Below are 19,285 nucleotides of genomic sequence, written 5' to 3' on the forward strand. Positions count from 1 at the left end.
TCCTCTCTTCTTATTGTTTAAAATATATGTAATTTTCTGTCTTTTTTGCCTTTTTTTCTACAAAATTCGCCTTATTTCATTTTTTGGAATCCGAAATGGGGTTACGGACTTATTATATTTATGTTCCCTAGACTTTACGCTGTGGAAATGCGGTACTTTCCGTAAGAGAAGCACGTGGGTTCGGAAGCGTCCATACTTTTGGAATGCTTCTTAGGGACGTCCAACAAGTTTTGCTTACTTTTAGGAGCTTTAATGGCAAATAAGTGCAAGCGCGGAATTTTGATTAGTAAGACCCCTTACGAAAAACGTATCGCCATCATGGAAGACGGCGAACTCGTTGAACTTGTCGTCGAGGGTGTTTCTTCTAACCGAGTTCTGGGCAATATTTATAAGGGCGTGGTCCAGAAGGTGCTTCCGGCACTCAAGGCTGCGTTCATTGATATTGGCCTTGAAAAGGCAGGCTTTTTGCATCAAGAAGACGCCATGGACAGAAACGAACTTCTCCGTCGCGAATATGGTGATGACGATGATGAAGACGGTTCTTCCAAGGAAGTCTCTATTGATGAAATCCTGCAAGAAGGCCAGGAAATCATGGTTCAGGTGGTCAAGGAACCGATTAGCACCAAGGGTGCTCGTCTGACCACTCACCTGAGCTTTGCAGGTCGTTTCCTCGTGTGCATGCCGGGCACCAACTTCATTGGTGTCTCCAAGCGTGAACGCGACCCGGCCAAGCGCCGCGAATTCAAGAAGGTGGTCCGCCGCCTCAAGGGTCGCGACGTGGGCTATATCGTTCGTACCAACGGTCTGAACGAATCCGAATTCGAAATCAACAAGCAGATGCGTGAACTCGAAAGCAAGTGGGAACAGACGAAGTACAACTTCGAAAACCAGCCTGCCGAAACCTGCATCTACGAAGAATCCGATTCTATTGAACAGACTGTGCGCGAATACTTCAGCGATAACACCGACTACGTGTATATCGACAACCGCGACGAATACTTCGCCCTGCGTGAATACCTCAAGGTGCTCTCGCCGGACAAGCTCGACAAGGTGAAGCTCTGGAGCAGCAACGAAAGCCTGTTCGAATACTTCAAGATCGAAAACGACTACGCACGTTCCCTGCAGCGTCAGGTATCGCTTCCGCGTGGTGGTAACCTCGTCATCGAACAGACCGAAGCTCTCGTCTCTATTGACGTGAACACCGGACCGAAGGTGCACGGCAAGGACCAGGGCAAGATCATCCTCGAAACCAACATCGACGCCTGCTACGAGATTGCAAAGCAGCTGCGTCTGCGCGACGTGGGTGGCCTTATCATTATCGACTTTATCGATATGGAATCCGAAGAAGACAACGAAAAGGTCTACCAGGAATTCCGCAAGGCAATCCGCCGCGACAAGGCCCCGATCAGCCCCGCTCCCATCAGCCAGTTTGGCCTTATGGAAGTCACCCGTAAGCGCGTCCGCGTGAACCTGATGACTGAAAAGACCGAACGCTGCCCGGTGTGCGACGGCGATGGCCGCATTGCAACGCTCGAATCCACGCTCGGCATGATCGATCGCTGGATGGCACGCGCCAAGGCCAAGGGCAAGCTCCGCGAAGTCACTCTCGTGGTAAGCGCCCAGGTGATCGACGTGCTCTGCAAGGACCACAACCGCATGTTCAACTACTTGGAATACAAGCATGGCATGAGCATCAGCCTGGTCGAAGACGAACACGCCCATATCAACCAGTTCTGGTTCTACGACAAGAACAACGAAGACATTACCGACCTCTACAAGTTCGTGTAACCTTCTTGTCATACAATTAACGGGACCGCTCCGACGGAGCGGCCCTTGTTTTTATATAAATGATTTTTATATTGCAGAAAAAGGAGGAAATGATGTTTAAGTGGATGTTCTTCACTATTGCCGCATTTGCGGCTTTGGCCAACGCATATACCATCACATACAACTATACAGGTGCCGAAGGCGGTTCTTGCACGTCGGATGGCGTTAAAGATTCTGTCACGGTCAAGTGCAGCGCCCCTAGCGGATACACTTGGGCGAGCGCCTCGTTGAAGGGTACAGGGTCGTCTATTTTGTCCTGCGTTCCTGATAGTTGCGTGGCCAATATCCAGGGTGATGCGACCATCAATATCGGGTTCGAAAAACAAGAGGACGTCCGCAGAATTTCTTGGTTCGAAACAGGATACGGAAACCAGTATATCTCTCACGGCTATGCCGCCGTAACGGATATGGAAAAGACCAAGTTCCTGCTTGCAGCTGCCGTTGGCGATTCCGTTAAAATGACGCCTATACCGGCAGAACGCTACCATTGGATCAAGTGGTATGACCGCAGTGGTTCTGAAAGAACTGAAATTAAAACAGAAGACAGCGTGTACGTCTTTGAAATGCCCGACATGAACCTTTTGTTGGAAGTCATGTTTGACTACAACTGTTATCGTGTTATTGCAGATATGAATGGCGGTCCCGGAAGATACCTTGAAAGAAGCTGTTCCTCTTTTGCGGACTGTTACCTTTGGCAAGATTCTACGCATTGGGATGGCCACATTTTCCAAGGCTGGATGTTGGAAAAAGATGCCAAGGATACTTTCTATATTCCGTTCGCCCGGTTTAGCGAACCGCTTTCTGTAGTTCAATTCGACAGCGTCGTGATGTATGCAAAATGGTTTGATGTAACGATTCCTCAAAAGGTTAACGGTTGCTACCAGATTGGCAATGCAAACGAACTTTACGGCTTTGCATACCTTGTTAGCGGAAAGGACGGATTCGAAAAGGAACAGGATGCCTGCGGTGAACTTACGGCAGACATTGTCGTGAACAAGAGTGTGTTGACTTCTGCCGATTCTCTCCGCAAAGACACCGATCATTTGCTGTACTGGGTGCCGATAGGAACCTTGCAAAATCCCTTCATGGGAAAATTCAACGGCAAGGGCCACACGATTAGCGGGCTCTATCTCAATAATTCTTCTGGAAATGATATCGGCTTGTTTGGCGTGGTGCAAAGTACAGATAAAAAGGTTGTTTCTATTGACAGCGTGGGTGTCGTAGATTCCTATTTCGAAGGCAAGAACCATGTAGGTGGCCTTGTAGGAGGAGTTGTCGAAAAGACGGGCTTGTCCATCGCTCACTCTTATACGGACATGACCATTGTCGGACACGAATTTGGAGGCCTTGTCGGTGTGGGTGGTGATACCTTGACTATTACCATCGATCATTCCCATCATTCCGGAAGAATGTATCCCAATGCCTCGAGTAGAGCCTATATGGGAGGCTTCATGGCGGATGTGGGTCGCGTGTCCTCTGTATTCATAACCAATTCCTTTAACGATGGAATTATGGATGTCGCAGACAAGGACTGGGTTACTGTTGGCGGCTTTATTGCTCATTCGGGAAACATGGGTGATTATTTGGACAATAATGCTCTTGATACTTTGATTATAGACAAGAGCTACAATGCGGCGAAGATGACGGCATCCAAAAATGAGCAATATTATTCTGGAGGAAGAGACATTGGTGGCTTTGTCGGTTTCCTCGCCGCTAATTATGCGGTCATTTCGAATTCGTACAATTCGGGAGAAATTTCTGCAGAGATAGGCGATCATTGTGGCGATTATTCTGCAGGCTTTGTTCCTGATTTTTGGGGAACATTGAATATAACCGGTTCTTACAACGATGCTCCGATTACGGGGGATAAAGCGTCTGGTCTTGTCGGTGCGGGCGCTACCGTCAATATATCGACCTCTCATAATGATGGGCTTATTCGTGGCTCTTGTGGCGCTAGCGGAATGATCGGCGATATTGGTCAAGCCACAATAGTCAATTCGTACAATGTCGGAGATGTCGGAGAAAACAAATATCATAACAACGTGTCCAATGAAATTGTACCGGGATCTGGCTTTGGTCCTACAACAGCTAATGTCGTCATCACGAATTCCTATACGACAAGCGATCTGGCTTTGAATTCGTGCCAGTTGACATCTTCGACAATGATCAATGTCTTCTACATCGAACAAATGCCTTGCACGCGAGATGATACCAGAAAGAATACCGCCGAAGAATTCGCTAACGGTACCGTTGCCTGGGAGCTGTACAATTACAGCGCCGAAGGTGTAGACGGCCACGTGTGGGGACAGAAAGTAGGAACGGATCCTTATCCGCTCCTGAACGGCGCTGGTGTCGAAGGTTATGATGGCGGGCGCACCGCTGTCAAGCCCAGCGTCAATTCAAACGTCAATGCGTTTACGGTAGCCACTTTCGGGAACACGGTCAAGATTGCAGGTGCCGCCGTCGGCGCAAGATTCCTTGTGCTTGATATTCAGGGCCGAATCATTTCAGTCGCAGGATTTGCAGGTCCTAGAATCAGAACATCCGACTTCGAAATAAGCTTGCCGAACAAAGGCCGTTACCTGATTACCATCGGCGGAATCACAAGAACCGTTTCCGTAAAGTAAAAACAGTTTGAGAAAGAAAAGGCGCCTCGTTTAACGAGGCGCTTCTTGTATATAGTTTCGTTAGAGCTGAATGGTCTTGTCGTGAGCAAAAAGCGACCCGGTGTTAACGGGTCGCGATTGCGAGAGTGAGCGCTCTGGGTACGTACTTGTACGATTGGGCGCGAACGGTCTAATTAGCCTGTACGGCGGTCAAAGCAATCGTGTAAACGATGTCTTCCACAAGGGCGCCGCGGCTAAGGTCGTTCACCGGCTTAGCCAAGCCCTGCAACATCGGGCCAATAGCGATGGTGCCATGGGCGCTGCGCTGCACGGCCTTGTAGCCGATGTTACCGGCAGAAAGGCTCGGGAACACGAACACGGTAGCCTTGCCGGCGACGGTGCTGCCCGGGGCCTTCAGGGAACCGACGCTCGGCACGGTCGCGGCGTCGTACTGCAGTGGACCATCGACGAGCATTTCGGGGCGTGCTTCCTTCACAATCTTGGTTGCTTCGCGAACCAGGTCTGCATCCGGGCCCTTGCCGCTGTTCATGGTGCTGTAGCTGAGGAGTGCGACACGGCTCGGGAGGCCGAAGGCCTTAGCGGTGTCGTCGCACTGCTGGGCAATGCCGGCGAGTTCTTCGGCGGTCGGGTTCAGGTTAATGGCGCAGTCGCCGTAAATGTAGGTCTTGTCCGGCATGCACATGAAGAACACGGAGCTCACGGACTTCACGCCCGGAGCGCACTTGATCACCTGCAAGGCAGGGCGCAAGGTGTCGGCGGTAGAGTGGATGGCGCCAGAAACAAGGCCGTCCACTTCGCCCATCTTGAGCATCATGGTGCCGAGCATTACATTGTCGGCAAGAGCGGCGCGGGCCTGGTCTTCAGTCATGCCCTTGGACTTGCGGAGTTCCACGAGAGTCGGCACGTACTTTTCAGCGAGTTCTGCAGACGGTTCGATAATTTCAATGTCAGCCGGGAGAGCAACGCCCTGTTCCTTGGCAACGGCGAAGATTTCGTCCTTCTTGCCGATGAGCACGGGCACGGCGATCTTGCGGTCAATCACGAGCTTTGCGGCCTGCACGGTACGCGGTTCAGAACCTTCAGGGAGCACAATGCGCTTCTTGGCCTTGGAAGCCTTGAGGAGAAGGCCTGCGCGGAACATGGCCTGGCTGGTCTTGCGTTCGGCGGGTTCGGCGGCAAGGTCTGCAGCGAGGCACTTGCAGCAAGCGAGCAGGCGCTTGGGGCAGAACAAGTCGGCGTCTTCACCGTCAGAATAAATCTTGGCGTCGAGGGCGGTAGCCAAAGAATCATTGTACTTCTGGGCCATCACGTCGCTCATGCCCTGTGCACCTTCGACCACCACGGCGTCTACGGAATCAAAGTCCTGCGAAAGAAAGTCGGCCGCGATCTTTTCCATAAGCACGGCGGAATTGTGGGCCTTCAGTTCCTTGACGGCGTCGGCACCGTTCACGCAGGGCTTGTAGGCGGCAGCAATTAGGCCGGCACCTGCGACTGCATCCATGACTTCCTTGACTTTGGCTTCCATATTGGCGGAGGCGACCAAATACACTCGATTCATAAAAAACTCCTGTTGATTTGTAAATTCCTCCTAAAAATTAGGATTTTGATACCCTGCAGGCCTTACTTTTTGTATTTAATTAGTGGATTTTATCGAAATTCTCTCCAAAGACCCCATAAAATCCGCAAAAAGACCACCTGGTAAAGGTTTATTTTCAGATAGGTATTGTAAAATAACCTATTTTTATGCTGGTTGTGTCTTGTGTGTGGGACATTCATGGAGAGAACGGATGAAGTGCAAAAACTTTTTCCGGGGTTTAGCATTGTGCTTGACCCTTTTAGTTGTTAACACATTTGCGCAGGACTGTGTAGCCATAGCCCATGTTGTATACGATGGCAACAACCTTTTCTACGCAGACAATGAAGCCAATTTCAAGTACAAGCAACTGAGCAAAGACGACGACGGTACGTTTAAAGTCTGCTTCACTCAGGAACGTCTTGAAGGTTCCGACCGTCAAGGTCGAGAAGACGTGCGCCAGCTGCGCTTCGGTTCTTTCTGCGCCGAGGGCAAGGATACCTGCGCCTCTTACTTGAACGAAGGCCACGAACCCTTCCTCGCGGAACTGTTCCCGGAATATAAGAACGGCGTCGATAGCCAGCAGGTCTTTGAGGTCTGGATCCAGATTAATGCTGACGGTACGCTGACGACTACCGATGAAAAACCTGTTATTGTAGAACCGGCCAAGAAGACGATCCGTTTCCTTGCTCCCTGGAGCAACACGGGCGTGGTCATTATGTTGAACGGCAAGGCCGACTACACGACTCCGGTGGGAAGTCCCTACTGCGGCTGGTTCGAATACCGCGCCGTACTGACCCCCAAAGATGCCTACGTGTCGTTTAAGCAGACTATCGGCGATTTGCATATCGGTGCCGAAGGCGCCTCCAAGGAAGAAATTCCCGTGGAGCAGGAAATCAAGCTGGACTCCTTGCTTCAAGCTTCTGACACCGTCTGGATTGTGGGCTCCAAGTATAGCGAACCGGAACTCTATACGGAATTTCCCGGTGAACTGGGCGATTGCCCCATCAAGAAACTCCCGGTCATGATGTTTGACTGGCTGCATGGCGATGGTAGCGACGAAGAAAATACCATTGCACAAGCCAACACTACCAGCCAGGACTTCGGTACTGGCGGATGCAAGAACGACAATGGTCACCAGGTGATGAGGAACATGGTCGAACGTGAACTCGGCCCGAACGGCGTGCCTGTTCCTGCCGCCGACTTCCCCAGCAATTGCAAAACGACAGAACACCTCGGCAACTGGTTCTTGCCCGAAGTCGTTGCTACGGATGCAGCCGGCAACAGCTACACCAACGCCACTTGCCGCGACCTTGAACTGACGCTTACCGACGATGGTTTCTGGTTCGGCCAGAAGAACAAGGATAGCGAAGAAAAGGGTCTGTTCTTCTTGGATGACTTCCAGTTCCTCGACGAAGCTGGTACCGTGCCGAACCCCATGTACGACAGCATTCTGGGCGATTCGACCATTGGCCGTCACAACTATGGCTTCACCATGAAGATTCAGGCTACCTTTGAATATGTGCCTGGCCAGTACTTTGAATTCCTGGGTGACGACGACGTTTGGGTGTTCATCAACAACAAGCTGGTGGTGGACATCGGCGGTCAGCATACGCAGATCGAAGGCAAGGTCAAGCTCGATACCATCGGCAAGAACAATCCTGCTGAAAAACTGGTTCCTGGAGAAACCTATCCCTTCCACATCTTCTACGCCGAACGTCACCGCAACGAATCGAACTTCAAGATGCGTACCTCCATGGACTTGAAGGCCGAAGCCAGCATGTTCCTGACAGACTTGTCGGATGACCCGAAGTTGATTGTCAAGGAAGTGTGGCAGATCGTGCGCGAAACGGTTCTCGCTTGCGACTTCTCTACAAGCCCCGAAAAGCAGCACACCGAACTCGGTCCGTCGAACTTTACTTTGTACGGAAAGAGCCTCGACAAGAATGGTGTCGCCCTCAAGACACTCGATTCCGCTTACTACAGCGGCATTACCGTGACAAACGACTTCACCATGATTACGATTGACACCAAGGCAATCACCAAGGCTCAGGCGTTGCCGCCCGGCAACTACTATGTCCGCGTGCGCCTTAAGACCAATCCGGATGATTACAAGGATATTCCGTTTACTATTGAACCGTATGAACTGCCGAATCTCGCCTTTGCAAGCGTAAAGGATTCTGTTTACACCATCGTGGATTTTGACACCCAGGATACTCTGAATTTCACGGAATACTGGAGCCCCTTTGGCGATGAACTGAGCCGCGACATTTCTAGCGATACCTTGCCCATCAACTTGATCAGGGACAATTCCGAAAAGCTCTGGGCTGGACAATCTTACCTCGTCAACATCATGTATGCCGAAGAATGGGCTATGATCTACAATGGCATTGCCGTGAACATCAAGACTTCGACTCCGAATCTGACGATTTGCGACGCCATGGGTAACCCCATTGACCAGGTGCTGCTGATGGGTGGCCGCGCAAGGTTCTTTGTGAAGGCGACCGACGAAGTGATCGACGGTGTACTCACTGTCTCGACCGAAGGCTCCAAGAACAAGGAAATTCACTGGACCAAGATCAACATCGCGGTGCCTCCGGTTCCGCAGATTGAAAACGCCTATATCTACGACCGTACAGGTGATGGTCGCGCCGACAGCATCTGGATTAAGCTGACCAAGCCGATCGATGCACGAACCATTGTCGATTCTGTCAAGTTCCTGTTCCAGGAAGACTACGAAGAATACAAGGTGACCAAGGTCGCCTACAAGGTCGACGGCTACAACATCGGCGATGTCTCTCTTTCAATTACGGCTCCGGGTGCAAGCTTCGAATCACCCATCTTTACCGGTGGCAAGAATAGCCCTTATGCTGGCTTGATCAACATCTGGTACACCTACACTGACGAAGACAACAAGATGGCGCATTTCCCTGTTGACGGTTCCTTGACGGATATGGTAGGCCCGGTGATTACCGCCGCCGAAGTCAAGTACCTGAAAGACGGCAATACGCAGGTGACATTGACCTTCAGTGAAGGCATTGACGGCACCGAAGCCCACACCGAATTGTTTAGGTTCCATTGCTGGAAGAACAACGTCCAGGATTCCATTGTCAAGAGTGCAAGCGACATTCTGACCTCTCCTGAAGATCAGTGGAAGCTCATCTTCCCGAAGGGCCTCGATACCGACATTATTCCTGCCGTGGGCGACTCCGTGCGCTTTATGCCGCCGTCTCAGATTGGTATGGCCCGCGACCTTGTGGGAGTTGCTCCGCATGAATTGAACCCCTGGATTCGCATTACCGGTGAACAGAAGGTGACCGTGACCAGCCCGAAGGTGGTAAGCCTTTCTACCGAATCGGAAACCTTCGATAGTGCCCGCGTGATTATCCAGAGCCCCGAAGCGACCGTGCCCAAGCTGGTTTCTACCGAGACGACCATGTCGGCTGACCAGGTGGCTGCACAGTACGGCACGCAGGGTCATTACCTGGGCGACTTGGACATGGCTGAACTTGTGGAAAACGAAATCGCCGAAATCGTGAAGGCGGTGCAGAACAAGTCCGATGGCTACAAGAGCAAGGAAGATGCAAAGCTCGAAGAAGAAACGGGCGTTCCTGCCAAGACCTATACGCTTAAGGAAATCATTGCCGCTGTTGACGCTGGCACCATGACGATCAATGAAGCCAAAAAGCAATACGGCTTGAGCGAAGTCATCGTGGACGCCTACAAGAACAACCTCTTGACTAGCGAAAACCTGGGTAACTACGAACGCGGAACCAAGGCCGACGTCCAGAAAATCGTGAGCGCCGTCGCCGACAAGACTGAGTTGCGTTACGAGGCGATCTACTATTCGAGCCTGGGTCACTACGTGAACAGCCATTCGGGTACCATTACCTGTAACGATGACATCTTCAAGGAAGGCGGCAAGCAGAACTGCCTCGAAAATGATGGCCGACTCTTCTTGGCATGGAATATGCGTTCCGATAACGGACGTCTGGCTGCAACCGGCGTCTATATCGCCCGACTCATTTTCCGCGTGAAGGTGAACACCAAGGTCATCGTCGACCGCACGCAGGACTTCCTGTGGGGCGTGCGTCGCGGCCAGGTAAACGCCATCGATTTGGGCCTTTAGTCCAATTTTTTGGGAGAAATTACCCCGTACTTGGGGAAATTTCCCCAAAATACACGTATTTTACACAATTGTTAACCATAATTAACGGCATTTTCAGAGTGCCGTGTTGATTTTTTTTGAAAAAAAATTTATTTCTATCATAAAACATTTATAAGTGTGTATATATATGGGCTTTTGCCCCTAGGAGATGTGGATGAGGTGCGAATTTTTTAAGAGAGCAACCAGTTTGCTCGCTTTGTTTGCGACCGCGGTGTTGGCTGCGGACTATTCTGTTGATGTAAGCTACGAAGGCCAAAACCTCTACTATACGATTTACACGAATCGTACTCAGAACAAATCCTGTTCTTCCGCCAAAAATGGAATTTCGTTTAGTGCGAATTCCATTGAAGGTCGCACGATTAGGTTCTATACCGATCGAAATTGCCGTAGTCCGCAACCTTTGACGACTATCAATGCCGAAGAGCTGTTCGCAAGTGACTATGCCGTCTATATCAACATCGACCGAAGCGGCGAATGGTCTTTTGCTGCGGCTCCGACTCCCGGCGAAGGCCCCGATGGCCCTGGTCAGGAACCTGGTGAAAATCCGGGTCAGGACAATCCCGGTGGCCCCGGCGATAATCCCGGCAGGGACAATCCCACTCCGGCAAGGGGCGGTAAGCACATCGTCTTCTTTACCCCTTGGTCCAACACTAACGCCATTTTATACTTGAACGGTGAATCTTATAAAATGTCCGCCATGGACAAGTATTGCGGTTGGTTTGTTGCCTCTGTTAATGCTACCGAAAATTTGAACGTCTATTTTAAGCAGACGATTGGCGGCAACTTTGTTGGCTCCGAAGGCCTTACCAAGGTTGAACCTACTACTGCAACTGAAATCAGCCTCGATTCCGTGGCTGCCTTGAGTGACTCCATTTGGGTCAAGGGTAACCAGGAAGGTGCCCCAGAAGTCTATTCCCAGCGCCCCGCAGGCATTCTGGGTGACTGCCCGTTGAAAAAACTCCCGGTCATGATGTTTGACTGGCTGCATGGCAACCAGGGCGATGGCGAACGTGGAAACGGAAACCCTGAAAACGGCGTGAGCGCTGACTTCGGTTCTGGTGGCTGTAGCGGTAGCCCCATGCGCGGCATGGTTGAACCCATCCTCGGCGAAAACGGCGTCCCGGTTCCGGCAACACCTTTCCCCGAAAATTGTAAGATTACCGAACATTTGGCTAACTGGTTCTTGCCCGAAGTTCTCGCCACAGACGACCAAGGCAATCAATACACCAACATGACTTGCCGCGACCTTTACATTTCTATGGATGACGAAGGTTTCTGGCTTGCAGAAGTATCTGGAGATGCCATTTCGAAGGGTAACGAAGTCAATAAAGATGGTATGTTCCTGTTGGATGATTTCAAGTATCTCGACGAAGCGCAAACCATTCCGAATCCCTATTACGATACGAGAACGACAACTCATAATGGTCGCAGTCATAACTTCGGCTTCACCATGAAGATCCAGGCAACGTTTGAATACGTGCCGGGTCAGTACTTCGACTTCTATGGCGATGATGACGTCTGGGTGTTCATCAACAACAGGTTGGTGGTGGATATCGGTGGTCAGCATGGTCAGGTGGCCGGTGCCGTGGACCTGGATACCTTGGGACTTAAGGAAGGCGAAACCTATCCGTTCCATATCTTCTATGCAGAACGTCATGTCAGTTCTTCGAACTTCCGCATGCATACCTCCATTGACCTGAAGACCGAAGCAAGCATTATGCTCAAGAACGCTTCGGACGATCCGAACGTGATTGGCAAGGAAATCTACCAGAGAGTCCGCAAGAGCAAGCTCGCTTGCGACTTCGGCAGCGGTGAAACGGAACTCTCCCTGGAACGCGGTCCTTCTGTCTTTACGCTCTTTGGCGGCAACTTGCCCGACGAAGGTGTGGAACTGGATTCCGCAGGCCTTTGGTTCGGCGGTATCATCGTCAACAAGGACTTCGATGCGTTTGACGTGAACAAGGAAGACATCAAGAAGAACCACGGCCTTGCTCCGGGAACCTACTTTATCCGCGTGACCCTGAAATCTGACAACTCCCAGTACAGAGACGTGTACTTCGTCGTTGGCGCCTACGATCTTCCGAAACTGGTTTATATCGATTCTGTCGGAAACGTCCTTGGCGAAACGGTGAAAAGCGAAGTCTATCAGCTCAGCATGCGTAAAGATACTATGTGGGTGGGCCAGACTTACAAGGTCTATGTGCAGTACGCTGACGAATGGGCTAACCCCAACGAGATCGTCTATCCTTCTACCAACGACAACGCCTTGGTTCCTTGCGATTCTCTGGGCAACCCCATTACCGAAATTCAGCTCAGGAATTACCAGGGTTCGTTCTATGTGAAGGCCGTGGATGAAGTCCAGGGTGGTGCCCTCTATGTGAAGGGCCAGGCCTCTGCCAATACTGCCACTTGGACCGGTATCAACTTCGCACTGCCGCCAGTACCGCAGATCGAACTTGCCTACATGTACGACAACGACGGCGATGGCCGCGGCGATAGCATCTGGATCAAGTTTAACGGTAAGCTGGGTGGAAAGAATGTTTTGGATTCTGCCAAGTTCACCTTCGGCTCGAATTTCAACACCTCCTACAAGCCCAAGTACGTAGACGGCTCTAACGAAGCTATTGTAGTTGCAAAGGGTAGCGGCTTTGGAACGGCTCCCTTTACCGGTGACACTTTGGCAAAGGTCTATACCGGACAAATCAGGGTCTGGTACACCTATGTCGATAATGGCCACAAGTCTGTATTCCCGGCCGAAGGACAGCTTCAGGATCAGGTTGGACCGATCGTGAACAAGGCTGAAGTTTCTTACATGAAGGATGGCAACACGCAGTTGATCCTGACCTTCAGCGAAAGCATTCTCGATCTTGATGTAAGCTCCGATGTGTTCCGCTTCCATGTCTGGAAGAACGGAATCCTGGATTCCTTGGTCAAGACGGCAAGCGACATTTCTGTGACGGCTCCGCATCGCTGGAAGTTGATCTTCCCGAAGGGTGCAGATACAGATGTCATCCCGGCTGTAGGCGACTCCGTGCGCTTCACTCCGCCTCCGTCCCTCATGCTCGCCTACGACATGATGAATGTTAATCCGCATGTGAACAACCCCTGGGTGCGCATTACGGGTGAACAGAAGGTGAATGTGACAAGTCCGGGCGTCGTGACGTTGAATCCGGAATCCCCGTCTTACGAAAATGCCAAAGAAATTATCAGAAGCCCGGAATCTACCGTTCCGAGAATCATTCAGGATCCGTCGATTCTTACTGCAGAACAGGCTGCTGCCGCATACGGTACCCAGGGCCACTTCTTGGGCGACTTGAATATGGCAGAACTTGTTGAAAACGAAATTACGGAAGTCTCCAGGGCTGTGCAGGCTGTGCCCTCTTACGTCAGCAAGGACGAAGCGAAGGCCGCCGAAAAGGCTGGCACCCAGCCCAGAAGCTACACCATCGAAGAAATCATTGCCGCCGTTGACGCTGGCGCAATGACAATCAACGAGGCCAAGAAGCAATTCGGTTTGAGCGATGTCATTGTGGATGCCTATAAGAACGGAATCCTCAATTCTGGAAACATCGATCATTACCAGCGCGGCACCAAGGAAGATATCAAGCAGATCGTGGAAACGGTTGCCGAAAACACGGAACTCTACTACAAGGCTACCTACTACTCTAGCCTCGGTGAATTCGTGAACAGCTACTCCAACGTGATCACTTGCAACGGCGATATCTTCAAGGATGGCGGCAGAGGTACCTGCCTCGACAATAACGGCAAGCTGTTCCTCGCCTGGAACATGCGTGCTGAAAACGGCAGACTGGTATCTACCGGCGTGTACATCGCCCGACTGGAATACCGCATCAGAGTGGGCACCAAGACCGTCGTGAACCGCACGCAGGACTTCCTGTGGGGCGTGCGCCGCGGCAAGGCTAACGCACTTGACTTGGGCCTCTAAGCCCAAGCTCCAGAACAAAGAGTCTCTCTCGGCAAAAAGAAGACCGCACCTTTGGGGGTGCGGCCTTCTTGCTTTAAGTGCTTTTTTTATTTGCTTATTTCTTGTCGAGCTTGGCGTTGATTTGTTTCTGAAGTTCTTTCAAGTGCCAGCGGCCGCGTTTGTCTTCGAGGAAGAAGTTGGTGCGTACGCCGCGGGAAAGTCCGCGATCGATCAGGTTGAGCGCATCGGCATAGCGCTTCTGGTCTAAGCGGAGTTCTGCCAAGAAGTAATAGTTGTACAGGTCGCGCGGGTTCTTTTCGAGTGCAAGACTCAAGTATTTATCCGCAAGCTTTTTGTCGGGCCAAGAAAGTACCAGCGGCACGTAGGGCAGCACAAAGTGGGCGCGCCCAAGCACCTGGTAGTCTTCGGCCATAATGGCGACGTCGCGAACCCTGGTGGCCACTCCTTCTTTAACCGAGGTGAGAGCCCCGCGTTCGTTGCCCCACATCGAAAGGGCGCTAGCGTACACATGGGCGATTTCGCGGTTCTTCGGGAATTTCTGGTAGGCGGTTTCGCTAATGGTTTTCAGGCTGTCCAGCTTGGCCTTGCGTTGGTGTTTTTCGAAATGCACAAATCGGAAAGCGAAAAACAAGCTCCTGACATAACCTTCGGTGGCGCGTTCTTCCACAGAGGCATCGTTCATGGCCTTGCGGTAGCTGTCGATCATGAGCTTGGCATTCTTGGCGTTGGCCTTGTCTCCAACGGCGTGTTCTGCGCGTGCTGTGTAGCAGGAGTCAGCGATGCGAAGGTCTTCGTTCGCAGCGCTTATTCCGCAAAATGCGAACGCCAGCAATGTTACCAAGAATTTTTTCATTTTCCCCTTTGACGAGAACTACACTTTCCAATTCTGCAGGACTTTATTCAATTGGGCAATTCGCGACTTTTCGTCGTTGGTGCCGTGGTAGGTCTTGAATAAAAGATAGCGATATTCCATAAGTGCAGTGCGAATTAACACCTTATCTTCTTGTTTTAGCATTGCTTTTTGTTTCCTCTTCTGTATTTAAGGATTACTTCCCCTTCCCCTTACCGGAGAAGTAGTCCTGCTGGCGCGTGATACCGAGAACGGCGTGCCACAGCGCTCCGTTCGGGTTAATCTTCTTGCGTTCGCTGACGGCGTATTCGATAGGCACGTGCGAGAAAGCGTTGTTCATGCTGCCGACGACCATATCGGTCTTGCCTGCCATGCCGGCGTGTACGGCTGCTTCGGCGAGTTGGAAGCAGAAAATGGCGTCGGTACCCTGAGCCGGAATGCTACGAACCATGTAGCTCGGGTCAAAGTACTTGATGTTCACTTCCTTGCCGACCTTGTCAAAATGTTCCTTGATTTTACGCGTCAGGAATTCGCCAATATCGTTCTTCAAGATGTTGCCGCTGGCGTCCCTGCGTTCGGGCTGGTCTTTGAACAGTTCCTGTCCAGCGCCTTCGGCAACTGCGACCACGGCGTGAGTCTTGCCGCTGCTGTAGCGGCTTTCCAGAGCCTTGAAGAGGCCGTCAAGCGTAAAGGGTACTTCGGGTACCAAGCAGATGTTTACCACCGTGGTAGCGAGTGCAGCGTAAGCGGCAATAAAGCCGGAGTCGCGACCCATGAGCTTCACGAGGCCAAGGCCGTTGAATGCGCCGTTTGCTTCGTTGTGGGCGCTGGTAATCACGTCGGTTGCGCTGAGCACTGCGGTTTCGAAACCGAAGGTGCGGTCAATCAAATTCAAGTCGTTGTCGATTGTCTTCGGAATGCCAATCACCGAAATGGGCTGGTGGCGCTTCTTGACTTCTTGGGCGATATCGTGGGCGCCTCGGAGCGTACCGTCACCGCCGATGCAGAACAGAACGTTGATGTTCAAGCGCATCAACGTGTCGACCATGACCTTGGCGTCCTGGTTTCCGCGGGAGCTTCCGAGAATGGTGCCGCCGTCTTCCTGGATGGCGTCCACCACGTCGGGGTTCAAAATCATCGGAGAATAACCATAGGCCGGGTTCAAACCGCGGTAGCCGTACGGAATACCGAAAATGTTTCTGACGCCGTAGTCAAACCACAGCACCTGAACAAGACCCTTAATCACGTTGTTAAGACCGGGGCAGAGGCCGCCACAGGTCACGATGCCTGCGCGTGTCCAGGCGGGGTCGTGGAAAATCGTTTCGCGAGGGCCTGCCGCTTCGAGCGAGGGAATGGCCTTGCCACTTTCGCAGAATTTTTGGATTCGGCCAACGTCAGCCGTAAGGCTCACTCGGTCAGACTCCGACACAAACGGAACACCCTTCATGGGCGATTTCAAAGTTCCCTTGCCAACGGTTTCGATGGAAAGGTCGTACTTCTCCGGATTATTTAGAATGTCTTCCTGAGTCATGACATGCTCCTCGTTTTGCCATTAGAATACATCTAGGCGTCCTAAAAAATACTAAAAAATGGAGGAGTTAGAAGTATAATTTAGTTTAGATAATTGTTACTTAAAACGCCCCGGACTTAAATCCAGGGCGAATATTACAAAGCTTGTTAAATAAATTTCAAATTTTGAAATGGCTATATATCAAGCGGCGGGAAATGAATCTTGGTTCTGAGGCCAGGGCCAGCATTCTCGATTTCGATCTTCATGTTGGTGAGCGTGCAGAGCTTTTTCACCATGGAAAGACCGATACCTGTTCCGCTTGTAGAACGTGTCATTTCGTTTTCGACTCGGTAGAATTCCTGGAACACCTTCTTCATTTCAGATGCCGGAATACCCGGACCGTAGTCACGCACGGCAAGGTACATATCGCCGTTGTTCACGCGGAGTTCGATGCTGATCATCTTGTAGCTTGCGTTCTTCGAGAACTTGAGCGAGTTGTCCACCAGGTTCATCAGAATCTGCATTACGGCGTCGCGGTCAATCAAGAGCGCTACGTTGTCTGCATCGGTGTCGGTAGAAACGGTAAGTTCGAATCCTTGCTTTTCGATGTTCTTGCTGTAGATCGCTACAAAGTCATCAAGCACAGCCTTCGGACGTTCCTTGCGGAGCTGCACGTTCCAACGATTGCCATCGAGCTTGGACAAATTAAGAACGTTCTGGATTAGGCGCGAGAGTCGGTCGGCTTCGCTGGCAATCTGGCCGTAATAGCGTTGCTTCTTCTCTTCGCTTGCCACCCAGGAATTCTGCAATAGCTCGGCGTACATCTTGATGGCGGTAAGTGGAGTCTTGAGCTCGTGGGTGATCGCTGAAACAAAGTCCTGACGCTTGGCGGCAAGAGCCACCTTGCTTTGCGTAAAGCGGTAAATGGTAATCAGGCAGACGGCCACTACAATCAGAAGAATGAGGCCGCTAAACAGAATCGTCATGTCGGCAGAACCGCTCACTTCGCTGGAATACATCTTGAAGACGATCTTGTCGTAGGGCGGCGGGAGCGGACGCTTGGTTCTCAGTTCATATTCGGCGTTATTCTTGCCGATGGTCAGGAGTACGGTATCTTCGTAGACCAGTTCAATGGCGTAAGGCAGCTTGGCGTAGGCCAGCTGTTCTTCCTGGGTCATGTAGTTCAGGTAAATCGCCTTGTCTACTACGAAACCCTGCACAATCGGAAGCATGCCGATGTAAATCGTACGGAAGAACACGATGTAATCCGACGTCATCCGAATCTTAAGATCGGTAATGTTGACGTTCGTGTTGCTACCGGTAAATACGGGAATGTCGGGAGCGATGGTCGTGTCGTTCTTGGCAGTTTCTGCCATGTAGGTCAGTGCTTCTTCTTCAGAAGTCAGTTCTACGCGGGTAGGAATCTGCAAGTCCGGGATTTCGTCGTAAAGTTGGTCAATGGCTTCGGTGGAGTCCACGGTCTGCACCGTGCGTTTCGGAAGCCCGTTCCGAATGTCAAGCTTGATGAGCAGGTACTGAATCAGGTCGCGAGTCTTCTTGCGTTGTTCCTGGTCGTCGAAGGAGAAGTTGTCCCACATGGATTTTCCGATACCGGTACTGGTGTCGGGGTAGAAGGGCGTCAAGAGTTCGCCACTATGCGAAATCTGGAAATGCCCGAGCAAGCCTTTGCGGCACTGGCGATAAAGCGAGTCGAAGTCGCAGTAAGGTCCGCTGGAATCCGGGAACGAGAAGAACTCCGAGAAGAGTCGGCTGTTACCGCCAATCACCGTAATGGAGTTCAAGATGCCGTAGTCCTTGTAGGAACGGCTGTTTTCAATATTAAAGTCCGACGAGAGGCGCAGGCGCAGGCTTTCGTAGGCGGCGTCGATCCGTTCTTCTATTTTCTTTTCTTCCAGGGCAGCGGACTGCTCGTAAGTCTTGATGAACAAGATGGTCAAGGGAATTGCGATGACCAAGAAAATGGAAATAAACACCAGGCGTTCGGTGATGATTGCCTGGTGTTTTTTAATGTACGAAAGAGCTGCTTTAAGCTTTACTTGTCGCATTCGGGTGCAGAACGCATCTGGTAGCCTTCACCGCGGAAGGTCACCAAGAGTTTCGGATGCGAAGGATCGTCTTCGATTTTCTTGCGGAGCTTGGTAATGTGGATGTCCACGGTACGGGTGTCCACAGAATCAGCGTTTTCGTAACCCCAGACCTTGCGGAGCAGTTCGGAACGGGGAACGGCGTGGTCGCGGTTGCGCCACAGGTATTCAAGAATTTCGATTTCCTTACGGGTAAAGGCGAGTTCTTCGGTGCCGCGGGTACCCGTGTATTCACGGAAGTTCACGCGCAGGCTACCGGCAATGAGCTTGCCTTCGTTTTCCATGGTCTGACGGCTGCGACGGAGCACGGCGTCGATACGGGCCAGGAGCATCGGAACGGAGAACGGCTTCGGAATGTAGTCGTCAGCGCCGTACTTGAGGCCGTTGATGATGTCGTCATCGGCGTTCTTAGCAGAAAGGATGATAATCGGAAGGCTCTTGTCCTGTTCGCGGATCTTGTCGCAAACGGTGAAACCGTCCATGCCCGGGAGCATGAGGTCAAGAAGAACAAGGTTGTACTGCTTGGTGAGGGCTTCTGCGAGGCCGCTTTCGCCATCGGCGCAGTGCTTGACATTGTAGCCGTTCAACTTGCAAAGGTCGATCAAGCCTTCGGCAATAGCGATTTCATCTTCGATGATAAGAATTTTGGTGGTGCTTGTGTTTTCAGTCGTCATTTTTT

The 19,285-nt window shown here is 51.4% G+C and carries 10 protein-coding genes; 4 read left to right on the forward strand and 6 right to left on the reverse strand.

From position 1 onward, the window contains the following. Positions 1-252 precede the first annotated feature (252 nt). Together BUA40_RS12295 and BUA40_RS12300 are read left to right on the forward strand one after the other, a co-directional pair. Complete coding sequence (locus tag BUA40_RS12295; RefSeq protein ID WP_072801154.1) at positions 253-1,788, forward strand: Rne/Rng family ribonuclease; 1,536 nt, start codon at positions 253-255, stop codon at positions 1,786-1,788. An 89-nt stretch (positions 1,789-1,877) separates the two neighbouring features. Further along, entirely contained in the window at positions 1,878-4,454 is a 2,577-nt protein-coding gene (locus BUA40_RS12300; protein ID WP_143149797.1) for a hypothetical protein, read from the forward strand. Positions 4,455-4,623: 169 nt separating this feature from the next. Here the strand turns inward: BUA40_RS12300 and pta are convergent, their stop codons facing one another. Continuing rightward, positions 4,624-6,012: a phosphate acetyltransferase gene (gene pta / locus BUA40_RS12305; RefSeq protein ID WP_072801155.1), complete on the reverse strand. Its 1,389-nt coding sequence runs from the start codon at positions 6,010-6,012 to the stop codon at positions 4,624-4,626. Between the two features lie 268 nt (positions 6,013-6,280). Here pta and BUA40_RS12310 point away from each other — a divergent pair, with 268 nt between their 5' ends. Continuing rightward, positions 6,281-10,156 carry a fibro-slime domain-containing protein gene (locus BUA40_RS12310; protein WP_178299642.1) on the forward strand — a complete coding sequence of 1,292 codons (3,876 nt, stop codon included), beginning with the start codon at positions 6,281-6,283 and terminating at the stop codon, positions 10,154-10,156. Between the two features lie 193 nt (positions 10,157-10,349). After that, on the forward strand, positions 10,350-14,141 hold the full coding sequence (locus BUA40_RS12315; RefSeq protein WP_083585402.1) for a fibro-slime domain-containing protein: 3,792 nt from the start codon (positions 10,350-10,352) through the stop codon (positions 14,139-14,141). A 94-nt stretch (positions 14,142-14,235) separates the two neighbouring features. On the opposite strand, the gene BUA40_RS12320 is transcribed toward BUA40_RS12315, so the two are convergent. The 5 genes from BUA40_RS12320 to BUA40_RS12335 all read right to left on the reverse strand — a co-directional run bounded on the left by BUA40_RS12320 (position 14,236) and on the right by BUA40_RS12335 (position 19,280). Beyond that, positions 14,236-14,994, reverse strand: a complete 759-nt coding sequence (locus tag BUA40_RS12320) for a hypothetical protein (protein ID WP_072801158.1) — start codon at positions 14,992-14,994, stop codon at positions 14,236-14,238. Between the two features lie 18 nt (positions 14,995-15,012). After that, positions 15,013-15,156: a hypothetical protein gene (locus BUA40_RS14600; protein WP_178299644.1), complete on the reverse strand. Its 144-nt coding sequence runs from the start codon at positions 15,154-15,156 to the stop codon at positions 15,013-15,015. Between the two features lie 31 nt (positions 15,157-15,187). Then, positions 15,188-16,522 (reverse strand): ATP-dependent 6-phosphofructokinase, encoded by a 1,335-nt coding sequence (locus BUA40_RS12325; RefSeq protein ID WP_072801159.1) that lies wholly within the window; start codon positions 16,520-16,522, stop codon positions 15,188-15,190. Positions 16,523-16,695: 173 nt separating this feature from the next. Then, a complete protein-coding gene (locus tag BUA40_RS12330; RefSeq protein ID WP_072801160.1) occupies positions 16,696-18,567 on the reverse strand; it encodes a sensor histidine kinase in 1,872 nt (623 codons plus the stop codon). Then, positions 18,555-19,280: a response regulator transcription factor gene (locus BUA40_RS12335; protein WP_072801161.1), complete on the reverse strand. Its 726-nt coding sequence runs from the start codon at positions 19,278-19,280 to the stop codon at positions 18,555-18,557. The genes BUA40_RS12330 and BUA40_RS12335 overlap by 13 nt, the downstream gene beginning before the upstream one ends. Between the last annotated feature and the right edge of the window lie 5 nt (positions 19,281-19,285).

Origin of the sequence: Fibrobacter sp. UWT2, assembly GCF_900142545.1 — a bacterium.
Lineage (GTDB): Bacteria > Fibrobacterota > Fibrobacteria > Fibrobacterales > Fibrobacteraceae > Fibrobacter.